Raw genomic sequence first — 16,503 nt, 5'->3', positions numbered from 1 at the left:
CAGCGGGACGGACACTCGCCGAGGAGGATATGTGACGGATCAGGTTCAGATGACCGGCATGGAGTGGGCCACTCAGCGCGGATTGGGCGCGCTCGCGGAGCGGATGGGGATCGTTCTCACCGAGTTCTCGATCGAGCGCAGCGTGGCCACGATGCCCGTCGAGGGCAACACGCAGCCGGTCGGGCTGCTGCACGGCGGCGCGTATGTCGTGCTGGGCGAGTCGCTCGGATCGATGGCCGCGAATCTGCACGCCGGGCCCGGAAAGCTCGCCGTCGGCGTCGACATCAACGCCACGCACACCCGCTCCGCCACCTCGGGCATCGTCACCGGCGTCTGCACACCCATCCACCTGGGCAGGTCGATGGCGGTGCACGAGATCGTCGTCTCCGACGATCAGGGGCGGCGCTGCTCGACGATCCGCATCACGAACATGATTAAGCCGCTGCCTCAGAAGTGAGGCAGCGTGTCATCGAGCAGTGCGATTTCGACGCGCTGCGCTCGATTCACTTCTTCGGCGCGAGCTGCTCGATGATCGCCTTGGCGACATCCTGCATCGTCAGCCGGCGATCCATCGACGCCTTCTGAATCCAGCGGAACGCCTCGGGCTCGCTCAGGCCCATCTTCTCGTTCAGCAGGCCCTTGGCGCGATCGACGAGCTTGCGGGTCTCGAATCGCTCGACCATGTCGGCGACCTCGGCCTCGAGCGTGATGATCTGCTCGTGACGAGCCAGAGCGATCTCGATCGCGGGAAGCAGGTCGTTCGGGGTGAAGGGCTTGACGACATAGGCCAGCGCGCCGGCCTCGCTGGCGCGCTCCACGAGTTCCTTCTGGCTGAACGCGGTCAGCAGCACGACGGGGGCGATGTTCGCCTTGTGCAGCTTCTCGGCCGCGCTGATGCCGTCCAGCTGCGGCATCTTCACATCCATCACGACCACATCGGGGCGCAGTTCGGTGGCCAGCTGCACAGCGGTCTCACCGTCACCGGCTTCACCGACGACGTCGAATCCGTTGTCGCGCAGGATCTCGACGATATCGAGGCGGATGAGCGATTCGTCCTCGGCGACGACGACGCGTCGCGGTGCAGATGCCGTGGGCTGCTCAGGCTGTTCTTCAGTCACGGGTTACATCCTATCGGGGTGAAGTCGTGTTCTCGCTGGTGTCAGCGGCGGGCGCCCACGTCGTACATGTGCCGGCGGTGGGACTCGAACCCACACGTCCTCTCGGACAAAGCATTTTGAGTGCTCCGCGTCTGCCATTCCGCCACGCCGGCCCGGATCGACTTTAGCGCACGAGAAGGGGCGAGCCCGCAGGCTCGCCCCCTTCTGACACGTCTCAGACGCCGTGCTTGTAGATCGGAGCAGCTCCGCCGACAGCATCCCCGACCTTGTGGACGCGGATGTCGTTGGTGGAGCCGATGATCCCGGGAGGGGATCCGGAGATCACGACCACGCGATCTCCCTCCTGCGCCAGTCCCTGGCCGAGCAGGTACTCGTCGACCTGGTGGAACATCGCATCCGTGTGCTGCACCAGATCCACCAGCTTCGACTGGATTCCCCAGGTCAGCGCCATGCGGCGACGGATGCCGGGCTCGGGCGTGAACGCGAGCATCGGAATGCGTGAGCGCAGACGGGACAGCCTGCGGGCGGAATCGCCGGACTGCGTGAACACGCACAGGAACTTCGCCTCGACGAACTCCGCGACCTCGAGGGCTGCGAGCGTGATCGCGCCACCCTGGGTGCGGGGTTTGTTCGTGAGCGGCGAGATGCGCTCCAGCCCGTGCTCCTCGGTCGACTCGACGATCCGCGCCATGGTCTCCACGACCACGACCGGGTAGTCCCCGACGCTGGTCTCGCCCGAGAGCATCACCGCATCCGCGCCGTCCAGCACGGCGTTGGCGACATCGGAGGTCTCCGCGCGGGTCGGAACGGGGCTGGAGATCATCGACTCGAGCATCTGCGTGGCGACGATCACCGGTTTGGCCATGCGACGGGCGAGCTCGACCGCGCGCTTCTGGACGATCGGAACGGCTTCCAGGGGCAGCTCGACGCCAAGGTCGCCGCGTGCGACCATGATGCCGTCGAAGGCGTCCACGATCCCTTCGAGGGCGTCGACCGCCTGCGGCTTCTCGATCTTCGCGATGACGGGGATGCGCACACCCTCTTCGGCCATGATCTCGTGAACCCGCTCGATGTCCGAGGCGTTCCGCACGAACGACAGGGCGATCAGGTCGGCGCCGGTGCGCAGACCCCACCGCAGGTCGTCCTCGTCCTTCTCGCTCAGCGCGGGGACGTTCACGGCGACGCCCGGCAGGTTGATGCCCTTATTGTTCGAGACAGCGCCCGCCACGATCACACGGGTGGTCACGACGGTGTCGTCGGACTCGACGACCTCCACCCGCACCTTGCCGTCGTCGATCAGCAGGTAGTCACCCGGCTTGACGTCCTGGGGCAGACCCTTGAACGTCGTCCCGCAGATCTCACGGTTGCCCACGATGTCCTCGGTGGTGATCTTGAAGATGTCGCCCACCGCGAGATCGTAGGGGCCGTCCTCGAACCGGCCGAGTCGGATCTTCGGTCCCTGCAGGTCGACCAGCACGGCCACGGCACGACCGGCATCGTCGGCTGCTCGGCGCACATTCGCGTAGTTCGCCTCGTGCACGGAGTAGTCACCATGACTGAGGTTGAGTCGTGCGACGTCGACTCCCGCCTCGATCAGTGCACGGACCGTTTCATAGGTCGAGGTTGCAGGGCCGAGCGTGGCCACGATCTTCGCGCGTCTCAACGGCATCTCCAGGGTAGGGGGTAAACAGAAAAATCGGCGACGCTGCCGCGCTCAGCCTACGCGGGCTGGACGCTGAGTGCGACATCCGTTGCAGCGACCGGCGCGGGCAGCGCAGTCGTGCCCATCAGGTCGCGGTCGATCGTCGCCGCGGCGGCACGACCCTCGGCGATCGCCCACACGATCAGCGACTGTCCGCGCCCGGCGTCGCCGGCCACGTACACGCCGGGCTCCGATGAGGCGAAGCGTGCGTCGCGCTGGAACACGCCCCGCCGGGTGACGGCAGGCACGGCTTCGGAGCCGAGAACGTTCGCCTCGGTGCCGGTGAAGCCCATCGCGATCAGCACCAGCTCGGCCGGGATCTCCCGCTCTGTTCCGCTCTGCGGCACGCGCTTCCCGTCGACGAAGGCGGTCTCCGCCACACGCAGCGCACGCAGGGCGCCCGCGTCATCGGCCAGGAACTCCACGGTGGAAGCGAGATACGTGCGCTCTCCGCCCTCCTCGTGTGCGGACTGCACCTCGAACAGGGTCGGCTGGGTCGGCCAGGGCTGTTCCGCCGTCCGTTCGGATGCCGGGCGGCGCCCGATGGCAAGGTTCGTCACGCTCCGCGCTCCCTGACGATGTGCGGTGCCGATGCAATCCGCGCCGGTGTCGCCGCCGCCGATGACAACCACGTGCTTGTCTCTCGCGGTGATCTGGTCAGGGATCTCGTCACCGGCACCGACGCGATTGGACTGCACGAGGTAGTCCATCGCGAAATGTACGCCGTCCAGATCGCGGCCGGGAATCGGCAGATCGCGAGGCACGGTCGAGCCGGTCGCCACGAGGACCGCGTCGTACCGTGCACGCAGATCGCTCCACGACAGGTCGGTGCCGATCTCCACCCCCGCACGGAAGCGAGTGCCCTCCTCGCGCATCTGCTGCAGGCGGGCGTCGACGTGTCGCTTCTCCATCTTGAAGTCCGGGATGCCGTAGCGCAGCAGGCCACCGATGCGGTCATCCCGCTCGTACACGACGACGGTGTGCCCGGCACGCGTGAGCTGCTGGGCCGCCGCGAGCCCGGCAGGTCCCGAACCCACCACGGCGACGGTCTTGCCGGTCAGCCGCTGCGGTGGCTGCGGCTGCGTCCAGCCGTTCTCGATCGCGTAGTCGGCGATCGACTGCTCGATGTGCTTGATCGTGACCGCGGGCTGGTTGATGCTCAGTACGCAGGCGCTCTCACACGGCGCCGGGCAGAGCCTCCCGGTGAACTCCGGGAAGTTGTTCGTCGCATGCAGTCGCTCGCTGGCGGATCGGGCCTCGTCACGCCAGGTGAGGTCGTTCCACTCCGGGATGAGGTTGCCGAGTGGACATCCGGAATGGCAGAACGGCACGCCGCAGTCCATGCAGCGACTCGCCTGCCGGCGCAGTACCGTGCGGTCACCGGGCTCGTACACCTCTTTCCAGTCCATGATCCGCACCGGCACCGGCCGGCGGGCCGGCAGCTCGCGCTCCGTCGTCTTCAGAAAGCCTTTGGGGTCAGCCACGGGTCACCTCCAGGATCCGGTTCCATGCTCTGTCGCCGTCGGGATCGTCGCCGGCGGCCTGCGCCTCACGGCGGATCTCCTGCACCGCCGCGTAGTCGCGCGGCAGCACTTTGACGAAAGCGGTGCGCAGCGCGTCGGCGGCGTTCAGAAGATCGGATGCCAGCGGCGACCCGGTGCGTTCGACATGCTCGGTGAGCAGCGCGCGCAGGGCTGCTGCATCGTCGTCGTCCAGCCCCTCGAGGCGCAGTTCGCCGTTGTGCAGCGCCTCTGCGTTGACCTGCTCCTCCTGCAGTCCGTGCACGTATGCGACACCGCCGGACATGCCGGCTCCGAGGTTGCGGCCGGTGCGGCCCAGGATCACCGCGACGCCGCCGGTCATGTACTCGAGCGCGTGGTCGCCCACGCCCTCGACGACGGCGGTCGCCCCCGAGTTGCGCACCAGGAACCTCTCCCCCACGACCCCGGAGATGAACATCGAACCACCCGTGGCCCCGTAGCCGATCACATTCCCGGCGATCACGTTCAGCTGCGGTTCGAAGGCGGCCTCCCGCGGCGGGCGGATCACGATGTCGCCCCCGGAGAGTCCCTTGCCGACGTAGTCGTTCGCATCTCCTTCCAGCCGCAGGATGATGCCGGCGGGCAGGAAGGCGCCGAGGGACTGTCCCGCGGTCCCCCGCAGGGTGATGTCGATCGTCTCCTGGGCAGCCCGGCGGCGCCGTAGCGGGTCGTCACGTGGTGGCCGAGCATCGTCCCCACAGCGCGTTCGGTGTTGCGGATCGGCAGATCGATGCGCACCGGATCGGCGTTCTCGAGCGCGTCACCGGACATCGCGATCAGTTCGGCGTCGAAGTGCTTGTGCAGCTCATGATCCTGCGGGCGGCTGCTCTTGCGCGGTTCGGCGGCGGGGAACACCGGGCCCTCGAGGATCGGCGCGAGGTCGAGCCCAGCGCTCTTCCAGTGGTGCACCGCGGCATCCGTCCTCAGCAGGTCGACACGGCCGATGATCTCGTCCAGCGACCGGAATCCGAGCGCGGCGAGGTGCTCTCGCACCTCTTCCGCGATGAACTCCATGAAGTTGACGACGAACTCCGGCTTTCCGGTGAACCGCGCCCGCAGCACCGGATTCTGGGTCGCGACCCCGACCGGACACGTGTCCAGGTGGCACACCCGCATCATGATGCATCCGCTGACCACGAGCGGCGCCGTGGCGAAGCCGAATTCCTCGGCGCCCAGCAGCGCGCCGATGATCACGTCGCGTCCGGTCTTGAGCTGACCGTCGACCTGCACCACCACGCGGTCGCGCATGCTGTTGAGCATGAGCGTCTGCTGAGTCTCGGCCAGGCCGAGCTCCCAGGGCGTGCCCGCGTGCTTGAGCGAGTTCAGGGGCTCGCCCCGGTGCCGCCGTCATGGCCGGCGACGAGGATGACGTCGCTGAGCGCCTTGGCGACCCCTGCGGCGACCGCTCCGATACCCGACTGGCTGACCAGCTTGGTGTGGATCCGTGCGTTGGGATTGGCGCGCTTCAGGTCGAAGATGAGCTGCTTGAGGTCTTCGATCGAATAGATGTCGTGGTGCGGCGGCGGGGAGATCAGTCCCACCCCGGGTGTCGCATGTCTGGTGCGCGCCACCCACGGGTACACCTTCTGCGGCGGCAGCTGCCCGCCCTCCCCGGTTTGGCGCCCTGCGCGAGCTTGATCTGCAGATCGGTGGCCTCGGTCAGGTATTGGCTGGTCACGCCGAACCGCCCGGATGCCACCTGCTTGATGGCGCTGCGACGCTCCGGATCGACCAGACGCTCGGCATCCTCACCGCCCTCGCCGGTGTTGGACTTGCCGCCGAGGCGGTTCATCGCGATCGCGAGAGTCTCGTGCGCCTCCTGCGAGATCGAGCCGTAGCTCATGGCACCTGTCGAGAACCTTTTCACGATCGCACTGACCGGCTCCACCTCGTCCAGCGGCACGGGAGGGCGTTCTCCGACGCGCAGCTCGAACAGGCCGCGCAGCGTCTTCAGCTCACGGGACTGATCGTCGACCAGCGCGGTGTACTCGCGGAAGATGTCGTACCGGCGGGTACGCGTGGAGTGCTGCAGCCGGAAGACCGTATCGGGGTTGAACAGGTGCGGTGATCCGTCGCGGCGCCACTGGTACTCGCCTCCGGTCCAGAGGCGCTCGTGGGCCCGTGCGGCCTCGTCCTCGGGATAGGCGAAGTCGTGCCGCGCCTGGTTCTCGGCGAACACGTCCTCGATCCCGATGCCGCCGAGCTTGGTCTCGGTGCCGGTGAAGTAGGCATCCACCAGCTCCTGGCTCAGGCCGATCGCCTCGAACACCTGCGCCCCGGCGTAGGACGACACCGTGGAGATGCCCATCTTCGACATGATCTTGAGCACGCCCTTGCCGAGCGCATGGATGACGTTGTACACCGCCTGCTCGGGAGAGATCCCGGTGATGTAGCCGGTGCGCACCAGATGCTCTACGGTCTCCATCGCCAGGTAGGGGTTCACGGCAGATGCCCCGTACCCGATGAGGGTCGCGACGTGATGCACTTCGCGCACGTCACCCGCCTCGACGACGAGACCGACCTTCATGCGGTTCTCTCGGCGGATCAGGTGGTGATGCACCGCGGCGACCATCAGCAGTGACGGGATCGGAACCAGGTCCTTGTTCGAGTCCCGATCGGACAGGATCAGGAACTCCGCGCCGCGTTCGATCGCGGCATCGGCTTCGGCGCACATCTGCGTCAGCCGCTCCTGCAGGGTGTGCGGGCCGGCATCGAAGTGGTAGAGCCCGCTGATCGTGGCGCTCGATCGACCGGGCAGCGCCCGGTCGATGTGCCGGATCTTGGCCAGCTCGTCGTTGTCGATCACCGGGAAGTCCAGGCTCACGGTGCGCGCGTGCTCGGGCCCCCAATCCAGCAGATTGCGCTCCGGACCCAGTCCGAGACGCAGGCTGGTGACGACCTCTTCGCGGATCGCGTCGAGGGGCGGGTTGGTGACCTGCGCGAACTGCTGCACGAAGTAGTCGAACAGCAGTCGCGGACGCTCGCTCAGCGCGGCGATCGGCGTGTCACTGCCCATGGCGCCGAGCGGTTCGGCACCATTCTGCCCCATGGGCGTGAGCAGGATCCGCACCTCCTCCTCGGTGTATCCGAAGGTGCGCTGGCGGCGGGTGATGGAGGCGGCCGGATGCACGATGTGCTCCCGCTCGGGCAGGTCGCTCAGCTGCACCGCACCCTCGTCGAGCCACTTCTGCCAGGGATGCAGGCTGGCGAGGTCGCGCTTGATCTCCTCGTCTTCGATGATGCGTCCCTGCGCGGTGTCGACCAGGAACATCCGTCCCGGCTGCAGGCGGCCGCGTCGCTTGATGCGTTCGGGGGCGAACTCGAGCACTCCCGTCTCGCTGCCGATCACGACCAGGCCGTCGGTGGTCTCGGTCCAGCGCCCGGGCCGCAGTCCGTTTCGGTCGAGGGTGGCGCCGACCTGCACGCCGTCGGTGAAGATCAGTGCCGCCGGCCCGTCCCACGGCTCCATCTGGTTGGCGTGATATTCGTAGAAGGCGCGAAGATCCGGGTCGAGCCCGGTCTGCTTCTCCCAGGCCTCGGGAACCATCATCATCACGGCATGAGGCAGGCTGCGACCGGTGAGGGTGAGCAGTTCGAGCACCTCGTCGAAGGACGCCGAGTCACTGGCGCCGGGGGTGCAGATCGGGAGCAGCGGCGTGATGTCGCCGAGCAGCTCGGAGGCCAGCTGGGACTGGCGTGCCCGCATCCAGTTGCGATTGCCGCCGACGGTGTTGATCTCGCCGTTGTGCGCGAGCATCCGCAGCGGCTGCGCGAGCGGCCAGGACGGGAACGTGTTCGTGGAGTACCGCGAGTGCACCACCGCGAGTTCGGAGGCGAACCGCTCGTCCTGCAGGTCGGGGTAGAACGGCTCCAGCTGCAGGGTGGTGACCATGCCCTTGTAGCCGAGTGTGCGAGCGGAGAGCGAGACGAAGTAGGCGTCGAGCTCATGGCCGGCGCGCTTGCGCAGCCGGTACGCGACGCGATCCAGGGCGATCCCGGATGCCCCGCCCGATGCCGACACGAAGAGCTGCTCGAAGGCGGGACGCGCCTCGTCGGCGAGCTTTCCGAGGTGCTCGTTGGCCGTGGGGACGGTGCGCCACCCGAGCACGGTGAGGCCCTCGTCAGCGGCGATGCGCTCGATGCCCGCCTTCTGCTCGCGGCGTGCGCTCGACTCCCGTGGGAGGAACGCGAGGCCCGCGGCGTACTCGCCTGCGGGCGGAAGTTCGAATTCAGTGACCGATCGGAGGAACGCGTCCGGCATCTGGGTCAGGATGCCGGCGCCATCGCCTGTGCCGGCGTCAGAGCCGATCGCACCGCGGTGTTCCAGGTTGCGCAGCGCCTCGAGCGCCAGCGCGATGATGTCGTGGCCGGGTTCCCCGCGGAGCGTCGCGACCATGGCCAGGCCGCAGGCGTCCTTCTCGAACGCGGGGTTGTACATCCCCTGCTTCGGGGGTAGGCGCCGGAGGCGCCGTAGGGAGGCTGGAAGTACACCAGTCACCGTCCTCAGAGTCGAGTGAAACCGGGGACAGCGTTGGCCCGCTCGTTCAGTATCGGATGATCACGTGCGAGTCGAATGACGCACGCGTATTAGGGAGCCGTGCTTGTGGCGGGTGCTCCTGCGTCGACCTCGTCGGCCGGAGGGGCGCTCAGATCGACGTAATCGTGGGAATCGTGCTCAGATTCTACCTCCGCGTCGGCGCGAATCCGACCATCTCGGTAGGGCGATGCCTCGAAGCCCGTGTGACGGCGGGTCTGCACGATCAGGATGACCACCCCGACGAGTACGCCGAGAATCGCTGCCCAGACGTTGCTGCGCAGGCCGAAGAAGACCTCGCTGGGGTCGATGCGGATGGACTCCCACACGATTCGACCCGCGCCGTACCAGATCAGGTACACGGCGAAGAGCCTGCCCCACTGCAGGCGCAGTCGGCGCCCGAGCCACAGCAGCACGAGCACGCCGAGGCCATTCCAGATCACCTCGTAGAGGAAGGTGGGGTGGAACAGGGTGCCATCGGGAAGCCCAGGGGGAACGCCGGATTCGTCGACTCGATCTCGAGTCCCCACGGCAGGTCTGTGGGCAGGCCGAACAGCTCATGGTTGAACCAGTTTCCGAACCGGCCCATGGCCTGCGCGAGCAGCAGTCCGGGAGCAAGAGCATCGGCGAAGGTCCAGAATCGGATGCCGGTCCACCGGCAGCCCAAGTACGCACCGACGGCACCACCGAGGAGTGCCCCGAAGATGGCGATGCCGCCCTCCCAGATCGCCCACACCGAGCCGGGTTCGAACGGGTTCCAGGTGTTCCGGCCGGGGCCGAAGTAGAAGTTCGGGTGGGTGAGCACATGGAAGATGCGCGCCCCGATGATGGCCAGCGGCACCGCGAGGATCGCGATGTCGATGACGACCCACTTCTCGGCACCGCGCTTGGTGAGGCGGTGGTTCGTGATCAGCGTGGCCGCGATGATCCCCGCGATGATGCACAGCGCGTAGTAGTGGATCGTGAGACCGAAGATCGGGAAGGTGCTGACCGGCGGGCTCGGGATGCTGGCGGGCACGCCCGAGATGAGGCTGTGAAGCGCAAGGGACATGAGAGAGAGTCTAGTTTCCTGTCGCGAATCGCGCCGACGGGGTGCCGCCGGCAAGGGCTCGGGTGGTCTCGGCGAGGCGTTCCAGTCCGCCGTCGCGCAGCGCCTTCACCAGCGCCGTCCCGACGATGGCGCCGTCGGCGTACTCGACCACATCGGCGATCTGCTGCGCGTTCGAGATGCCGATTCCGACGCAGGCCGAGACCGCGCCGCGCGCGCGCATCCGTTCGACGAGCGTTCGGGCGGCGCGATCCAGCGCTGCTCTCTCACCCGTGATCCCCATGGTGGAGACCGTGTACACGAAGCCTGTGGACGAGGACATCACCAGGTCGAGGCGCTCGTCGGTGGAGGTGGGGGCGGCCAGGAAGATGCGGTCCAGGCCGGTGCGGGTGCTCGCCTGGATCCACTCCCCCGCAGACTCGGGGGTGATGTCGGGCGTGATCAGCCCGGCGCCGCCCGCCGCGAGCAGGTCGTCGGCATAGCGGTCGACGCCGTACTGCAGCACCGGGTTCCAGTACGTCATGACGACCACGGGCACATCGGTCTGCGCGGTGATCTCGCGCACGGCGCGAAACAGGTCGCGCGTGCGGTAGCCGTTCGCCAGCGCTTGCTGGGTGGCCTGCTGGATGACCTCGCCGTCCATGACCGGATCCGAGTACGGCGGACCGAGCTCGATGACGTCGACGCCGTTCCGCGCGAGAGTCAGTGCCGCATCGATGCTGGTCTGCAGATCGGGGAAGCCGATCGGCAGGTAGCCGACGAAGGCGCCACGCCCGGCGTCATGGGCTCTGCGGATGGCGTCCTCGACGCGGCTCATGAGGCATCCTCCTGGTCGTACAGGCTGAAGTAGCGCGCGGCGGTGTCCATGTCCTTGTCGCCGCGACCGGACAGGCACACCGCGATCACGGCATCCGTCCCCAGCTCGCGACCGATCCGCAGCGCACCGGCCAGCGCATGCGCCGACTCGATGGCGGGAATGATCCCCTCGGTGCGGCTGAGCAGCCGCAGCGCCTGCATGGCCTCGTCGTCGGTGGCGGGGATGTACTCCGCCCGGCCGATGTCGGACAGCCACGCGTGCTCCGGGCCGACGCCCGGATAGTCCAGGCCGGCAGAGATCGAGTGCGATTCCACGGTCTGCCCGTCTTCGTCCTGCAGCACGTAGGTCTTCGCGCCGTGCAGCACGCCAGGGCGGCCGCGTTCGATGGACGCGGCGTGCTTCGGTGAGTCCACGCCGTCGCCGGCGGCCTCCACACCGTAGAGCTTCACGCCCTCGTCGTCCAGGAACGCGTCGAACATGCCGATGGCGTTCGACCCGCCGCCCACGCAGGCGACCACGGCATCCGGAAGCTTGCCGGCCTCGGCGAGCAGCGGGCGCGCGCCTCTTCGCCGATGATCTTCTGGAAGTCGCGCACCATCGCCGGGAACGGATGCGGGCCGGCAGCCGTGCCGAAGATGTAGTTGGTGGTCTCGACGGTGGCCACCCAGTCGCGGTAGGCGTCGTTGATGGCGTCCTTCAGGGTGCGGGATCCGGTCTTGACCGGCACGACCTCGGCGCCCAGCAGACGCATGCGCGCGACGTTGAGCGCCTGTCGCTCGGTGTCGACCTCGCCCATGTAGATCGTGCAGTCCAGGCCGAACAGGGCGGCTGCGGTGGCCGTGGCCACGCCGTGCTGCCCGGCGCCGGTCTCGGCGATCACCCGCGTCTTGCCCAGTCGCCTGGTCAGCAGCGCCTGCCCGAGCACGTTGTTGATCTTGTGCGAGCCGGTGTGGTTGAGGTCCTCACGCTTGAGGAACACCCGGGCTCCCCGGCGTGCTCGGCGAAGCGCGGCACCTCGGTGATCGGCGAAGGGCGCCCGGCATAGGAGTGCAGCAGCGTCGCCAGCTCCCCCGGAAGCCCGGGTCGGCAATCGCCTTCTCGTACGCTTCGGTGAGCTCGTCGATCGCGGCGATGAGCGACTCCGGCATGTACCGTCCGCCGAACTCGCCGAAGAACGGGCCGTGCTGGTCTCGCAGTCCCACGTTCACTCCTCTCCGTCGCGCACCGGCAGATCGCCGGCGGCGAGGAATGCGTTCAGGGTCGCGACGGGATCGCCGGTGACCAGCGCCTCGCCGATCAGCACGACATCCGCCCCTGCTTGGCGATAGCGGCGCACATCGTCGGGCGCGAGCACCGCCGACTCCGCGACCCGGATCGCCGTGTCGGGAATGCGGTCCGAGAGCCTCGCGAACAGGTCCCGATCGAGTTCGAGCGTCTTCAGGTTGCGGGCGTTCACGCCGATCAGGTCGGCACCGAGGTCGATGGCGATCTCCAGCTCTTCGGCGGAGTGGGTCTCGACCAGTGGCGTCATGCCGAGTTCGCACACCAGCGCGTGCAGCTCATGAAGCGTCTTCTGCGACAGGCCCGCGACGATCAGCAGCACCAGGTCGGCGCCGGCGGCGCGGGCCTCGAACACCTGATACGGCGTGGCGATGAAGTCCTTGCGCAGCACCGGCACGCTCACGCGAGCGGTGACCGCCTCCAGATCGGCCAGGCTGCCGCCGAAACGCCGCTCCTCGGTGAGCACGCTGATCGCAGACGCTCCGCCCTGCTGGTACAGCGATGCCTGCAGGGCAGGGTCGGGGATCTCCGCGAGGGCGCCGCGTGAGGGGCTGGCGCGCTTGACCTCGGCGATGATCTTGACGCGGTCTGCGGGGGCGAGTGCCGCGAGGACGTCACGCGCAGCAGGGCGCGCGAGCGCGTCGCGCTCCACGGTGGCGAGAGGCCGCGTGAGAGCACGCGTGCCGGCATCCTCCACAGCGCCGGCCGTCAGGTCGGCGAGAACCATCAGTGCGCCTTCGGCGTGTACTTCGGGCCCTTCACTCCCCAGCCCGCCTTCGCGAGCACCCAGCCCGAGATCGCGCCGATCACCACGATGGCGACTCCGACCCACACGCCGACGGGAAGCCCGGCGCAGAAGAAGATCGTGCCGGTGGCGAAGCCGAGCAGCATGATCACGACGGCGATCCAGGCCGCAGGCGAGTGTCCGTGTCCGGGGTCGGCGATCGGGTTTGTCATGTTCTCCTCCGGGAGGTCGGCGATGTGTTCAGTCTATCGGGAAGGACCGGTCGGATCGGTTCCGTGGGACAGCTCATCCCACGAGTCGACCGGATCCAGCGGACCCGCATCCCGATGACGACCCTCGGAAGCCTGCTCGTAACGGCGGGAGCCCGCTCGCCAGCGATGTGCGGTGGCCAGCACGAACACGGATGCCGCCAGCAGCAGCGCCCAGGCGCACAGCGCGGCGGCGCTCCAGCCGCTGGGCTCCAGCGCCGAAATCGAGCTCCGCAGGGCGTCGTCACCGCTGAGCCCGGTGGCGTCGGTGAAGGCGGAGGCCACGACCGAGAGCGGTGGATCCAGCACGAGCGGCAGCGTGCCGACGATGAGCGGGACAGATGCCGCGAGCCCGAGCGCTGCGAACACGTAACGCAGTGCGCGGCCGGCGATGGACATCGCGGCTCCCAGCGCGAGGACGGCCAGGGACAACGGCGCCAGCAGCGGCATGGCATCGGCCCCCGCCACCAGCAGTGGTTCACCGGAGTCGATGCGACGGGCGGTGATCCAGGTCTGCGTCGATGAGATGATGCCGATGCCACCGGCGAGCAGGAAGCCGAGTACCGCGTACAGGCGTGCGCGCGAGCGCATCCTCACTCCTTCCTGTGCGGCGACTTCCAGCTCGCGGCCATCGAAGCAGGTGCGCGTGCCGGTGTGGCAGGCGGGCCCGTGCTGATCGACGGTGAGCAGGATCGTGTCGCCGTCGCAGTCGACCGCCACGGCGTGCACGCGCTGCGTGTTGCCGGAGGTGTCGCCCTTGCGCCAGTACTCCTGGCGGGAGCGAGACCAGTACACGGCACGGCCGCCGGTGAGAGTGCGACGCAGCGCCTCGGCATCCATCCACGCCAGCATGAGCACCTCGCGAGTGTCGTGCTGCTGCACGATGACAGGTGCAAGGCCATCGGCGTTCCAGGTCACGCGACTGATCTCGCTCTCCACCGACACGCTCATCACCGCACCTCCACGCCTTCCGCGCGGAGTGCGTCCTTGACGTCTCCGACGGTGAGCTGGCCGCTGTGGAACACGCTCGCCGCGAGCACCGCATCCGCTCCGGCAGCGATCGCGGGAGCGAAGTCGGCGACGGAGCCGGCCCCGCCGGAGGCGATGACCGGCACGGCGGAGACCTCGCGCATAAGCTCCACCAGCTCCAGATCGAAGCCGTCCCTGGTGCCGTCGGCGTCGATGGAGTTGACCAGCAGTTCGCCGGCGCCGCGCTCGACGGCCTCGCGTGCCCAGTCCCGGGCGTCCATCGTCGTCTCAGCGCGCCCGCCGTGCGTGGTCACCACGAAGCCGGATCCGGTCGTGCCGGCCCGCTTGACATCCAGCGACAGCACGAGCACCTGCGCGCCGAAGCGGTCGGCGATCTCGTCGATCAGCTGAGGACGGGCGATGGCTGCGGAGTTCACGCCGATCTTGTCCGCCCCCACCGCCAGCAGTCGGGCGACGTCCTCCACGCTGCGCACTCCCCGCCGACAGTGAGCGGCACGAACACGTTCTCGGCGGTGCGCTGCACCACCTCGTATGTGGTCGCACGCTCGTCGACGGTCGCGGTGACGTCGAGGAAGGTGATCTCGTCCGCGCCCTGCGCGGCGTAGTGTGCGGCGAGCTCCACCGGGTCGCCCATGTCGCGCAGATCCTTGAAGTTCACTCCTTGACGACGCGGCCCGCGGCCACGTCCAGGCAGGGGATGACGCGTGCGGCGAGTGCCATCAGAGCCTCGCCGCGTGGATCGCGGTGATGAGGATGGCCCTGGCGCCGAGCGCGTAGAGGTCGTCCATCACCTGGTTCATGCCCTTGCGCGGGATCATCACCCGCACCGCCACCCATTCCGGGTCGCGCAGCGGCGAGATGGTCGGCGACTCGCGGCCGCCCGCGATGGCTGTGGCCTGATCCACCAGTCGCGCCGGCAGGTCGTAGTCCAGCAGCACGTAGCGCCTGGCCACCATCACGCCGCGCAGTCGTCGCAGCAGCCGGGCGGTTCCCGGCGCGTCACCCGGCCGGCTGATCAGCACGGCCTCGGATTCGATGATCACCGGGCCGAAGATCTCCAGTCCCGCCTGACGCAGCGTGGTCCCGGTCTCGACCACGTCGGCGATCACGTCGGCGACGCCCAACTGCACAGCGGATTCCACTGCACCGTCCAGCGGAACCAGTTCGGCATTCACGCCGTGCTCGTGCAGGAAGTCGCCGACCAGCCCCGGGTAGGCGGATGCCACGCGCACGCCCTCGAGGTCCTGAACCGTCTCATAGCGCCCGGGGGAGCTGCGAAGCGGAAGGTGGAGCGTGCGAAGCCCAGCTGCTCGATCTCGCGGGCGTCGTCCTGACGCACATCGCGCAGCAGGTCGCGTCCGGTGATCCCCACATCGAGTGCACCGGATGCCACGTAGGTGGCGATGTCACGCGGGCGCAGGTAGAAGAACTCGACGTCGCTGTCGGCGTCGATGACGTGCAGGGTCTTGGGGTCGCGGCGACCGGAGTACCCGGCCTCGGCGAGCATCTCGGCGGCGGTCTCGGAGAGCGAGCCCTTGTTCGGAACGGCGATGCGGAGCATGGATGTCCTTCTGTTCGAGCGGTCGGATTCGGACGCGCTCACAGATGTCGGTAGACATCCTCCAGGCTCAGCCCTTTGGCGAGCATCATCACCTGGAGGTGGTAGAGCAGCTGGGAGATCTCCTCCGCCGCATTCTCGTCGGTCTCGTACTCGGCGGCCATCCACACCTCGGCGGCCTCTTCGACGATCTTCTTGCCGATCGCATGCACACCGCGATCCAGTTGCGCGACGGTGCCCGATCCCTCAGGTCGGGTCGCTGCCGTGTTCTGGAGCTCGGCGAACAGCTCGTCGAATGTCTTCACGACTCCAGGCTAGCCGCTTCGGCGAGCCCCGAAGCCGGGTGACGGCCGCCTCGACATCGTCGGCGCCGTAGACGGCGGATCCGGCGACGAACGTGTCCGCGCCGGCCTCGGCCGCGTGGGCGATGGTGGCATCCGAGATGCCGCCGTCGACCTGCAGCCAGACGTTGGAGCCGTGTCGCCGGGCGGCGTCGCGCAGCGCCCGCAGCTTCGGCATGGTCTCGGGCATGAAGCCCTGCCCGCCGAATCCGGGCTCCACGGTCATCACGAGGATCTGGTCGAACTCGTCGAGGATGTCGTGCAGCGACTCCCCTGCGGTTGTGGGCTTGATGGCCACACCCGCGCGCGAGCCGATGTCGCGCAGACGGCGCGCAAGTGCGACCGGGTCGGCCGCCGCCTCGAGATGGAATGTGACGCTCGCGGCGCCGAGTTCGGCGTAGCCGGGCGCCCAGCGGTCGGGATCGGTGATCATCAGATGCACATCGAGCGGGATCGGGCTGGTCTCCTGAATGCGCTGCACCATCTGCGGACCGAAGGTGAGGTTGGGCACGAAATGGTTGTCCATCACGTCGACGTGCGCGAAATCGGCGGACGCGATCCGCGCCAGCTCCGACTGCAT

At 68.1% G+C, this 16,503-nt stretch carries 11 protein-coding genes, 1 tRNA gene and 6 pseudogenes; 1 reads left to right on the top strand and 17 read right to left on the bottom strand.

The window, feature by feature from the left end; translation table 11 throughout:
- The first annotated feature begins 49 nt into the window (after nt 1-49).
- A complete protein-coding gene (locus tag QUE33_RS04400) occupies nt 50-457 on the top strand; it encodes a hotdog fold thioesterase (RefSeq protein WP_286303046.1) in 408 nt (135 codons plus the stop codon).
- A 46-nt stretch (nt 458-503) separates the two neighbouring features.
- Here QUE33_RS04400 and QUE33_RS04395 read toward each other — a convergent pair whose 3' ends face one another.
- From QUE33_RS04395 to rpe, 17 genes and pseudogenes are all read right to left on the bottom strand, one after another.
- A complete protein-coding gene (locus QUE33_RS04395; RefSeq protein ID WP_286302143.1) occupies nt 504-1,118 on the bottom strand; it encodes an ANTAR domain-containing response regulator in 615 nt (204 codons plus the stop codon).
- Nucleotides 1,119-1,187: 69 nt separating this feature from the next.
- A tRNA-Leu gene (locus QUE33_RS04390) sits at nt 1,188-1,270 on the bottom strand.
- Nucleotides 1,271-1,332: 62 nt separating this feature from the next.
- On the bottom strand, nt 1,333-2,781 hold the full coding sequence (gene pyk, locus QUE33_RS04385; RefSeq protein WP_286303044.1) for a pyruvate kinase: 1,449 nt from the start codon (nt 2,779-2,781) through the stop codon (nt 1,333-1,335).
- 56 nt (nt 2,782-2,837) lie between these two features.
- The gene (locus tag QUE33_RS04380; protein WP_286302141.1) at nt 2,838-4,304 is read right to left on the bottom strand and encodes a glutamate synthase subunit beta; all 1,467 of its coding nucleotides are present in this window, start codon (nt 4,302-4,304) and stop codon (nt 2,838-2,840) included.
- On the bottom strand, nt 4,297-4,947 hold the full coding sequence (locus tag QUE33_RS04375; RefSeq protein ID WP_286303042.1) for a GltB/FmdC/FwdC-like GXGXG domain-containing protein: 651 nt from the start codon (nt 4,945-4,947) through the stop codon (nt 4,297-4,299). The genes QUE33_RS04380 and QUE33_RS04375 overlap by 8 nt, the downstream gene beginning before the upstream one ends.
- Nucleotides 4,866-8,757 (bottom strand): annotated as a pseudogene (gltB, locus tag QUE33_RS04370) (glutamate synthase large subunit). Before gltB ends, QUE33_RS04375 begins: the two are co-directional and overlap by 82 nt.
- Before the next feature lie 191 nt (nt 8,758-8,948).
- Nucleotides 8,949-9,946, bottom strand: a pseudogene (gene lgt / locus QUE33_RS04365) (prolipoprotein diacylglyceryl transferase).
- A gap of 10 nt (nt 9,947-9,956) precedes the next feature.
- Entirely contained in the window at nt 9,957-10,760 is an 804-nt protein-coding gene (gene trpA / locus QUE33_RS04360; protein ID WP_286302139.1) for a tryptophan synthase subunit alpha, read from the bottom strand.
- A pseudogene (gene trpB / locus QUE33_RS04355) lies at nt 10,757-11,908 on the bottom strand (tryptophan synthase subunit beta). Before trpB ends, trpA begins: the two are co-directional and overlap by 4 nt.
- Nucleotides 11,909-11,964: 56 nt before the next feature.
- Nucleotides 11,965-12,768 (bottom strand): indole-3-glycerol phosphate synthase TrpC, encoded by an 804-nt coding sequence (gene trpC, locus QUE33_RS04350; protein WP_286302137.1) that lies wholly within the window; start codon nt 12,766-12,768, stop codon nt 11,965-11,967.
- Nucleotides 12,768-12,998 carry an HGxxPAAW family protein gene (locus tag QUE33_RS04345; RefSeq protein WP_286302135.1) on the bottom strand — a complete coding sequence of 77 codons (231 nt, stop codon included), beginning with the start codon at nt 12,996-12,998 and terminating at the stop codon, nt 12,768-12,770. The genes trpC and QUE33_RS04345 overlap by 1 nt, the downstream gene beginning before the upstream one ends.
- Nucleotides 12,999-13,031: 33 nt before the next feature.
- Nucleotides 13,032-13,655 carry a Trp biosynthesis-associated membrane protein gene (locus QUE33_RS04340; RefSeq protein WP_350226550.1) on the bottom strand — a complete coding sequence of 208 codons (624 nt, stop codon included), beginning with the start codon at nt 13,653-13,655 and terminating at the stop codon, nt 13,032-13,034.
- Nucleotides 13,650-13,985, bottom strand: a pseudogene (gene hisI / locus QUE33_RS04335) (phosphoribosyl-AMP cyclohydrolase); the annotation flags it as partial. The pseudogene hisI and the gene QUE33_RS04340, both read right to left, overlap by 6 nt.
- Nucleotides 13,985-14,744 (bottom strand): annotated as a pseudogene (hisF, locus tag QUE33_RS04330) (imidazole glycerol phosphate synthase subunit HisF). The pseudogenes hisF and hisI, both read right to left, overlap by 1 nt.
- Nucleotides 14,744-15,585 (bottom strand): annotated as a pseudogene (hisG, locus tag QUE33_RS04325) (ATP phosphoribosyltransferase). Before hisG ends, hisF begins: the two co-directional pseudogenes overlap by 1 nt.
- 38 nt (nt 15,586-15,623) lie before the next feature.
- Nucleotides 15,624-15,887 carry a phosphoribosyl-ATP diphosphatase gene (locus QUE33_RS04320; RefSeq protein ID WP_286302134.1) on the bottom strand — a complete coding sequence of 88 codons (264 nt, stop codon included), beginning with the start codon at nt 15,885-15,887 and terminating at the stop codon, nt 15,624-15,626.
- A complete protein-coding gene (rpe, locus tag QUE33_RS04315) occupies nt 15,829-16,503 on the bottom strand; it encodes a ribulose-phosphate 3-epimerase (RefSeq protein WP_286303038.1) in 675 nt (224 codons plus the stop codon). The genes QUE33_RS04320 and rpe overlap by 59 nt, the downstream gene beginning before the upstream one ends.

Origin of the sequence: Microbacterium suwonense (genome assembly GCF_030296555.1) — a bacterium.
Lineage (GTDB): Bacteria > Actinomycetota > Actinomycetes > Actinomycetales > Microbacteriaceae > Microbacterium > Microbacterium suwonense.
Note: the sequence above shows the minus strand (reverse complement) of the source record. Positions and strands in the feature narration are given on the sequence as shown.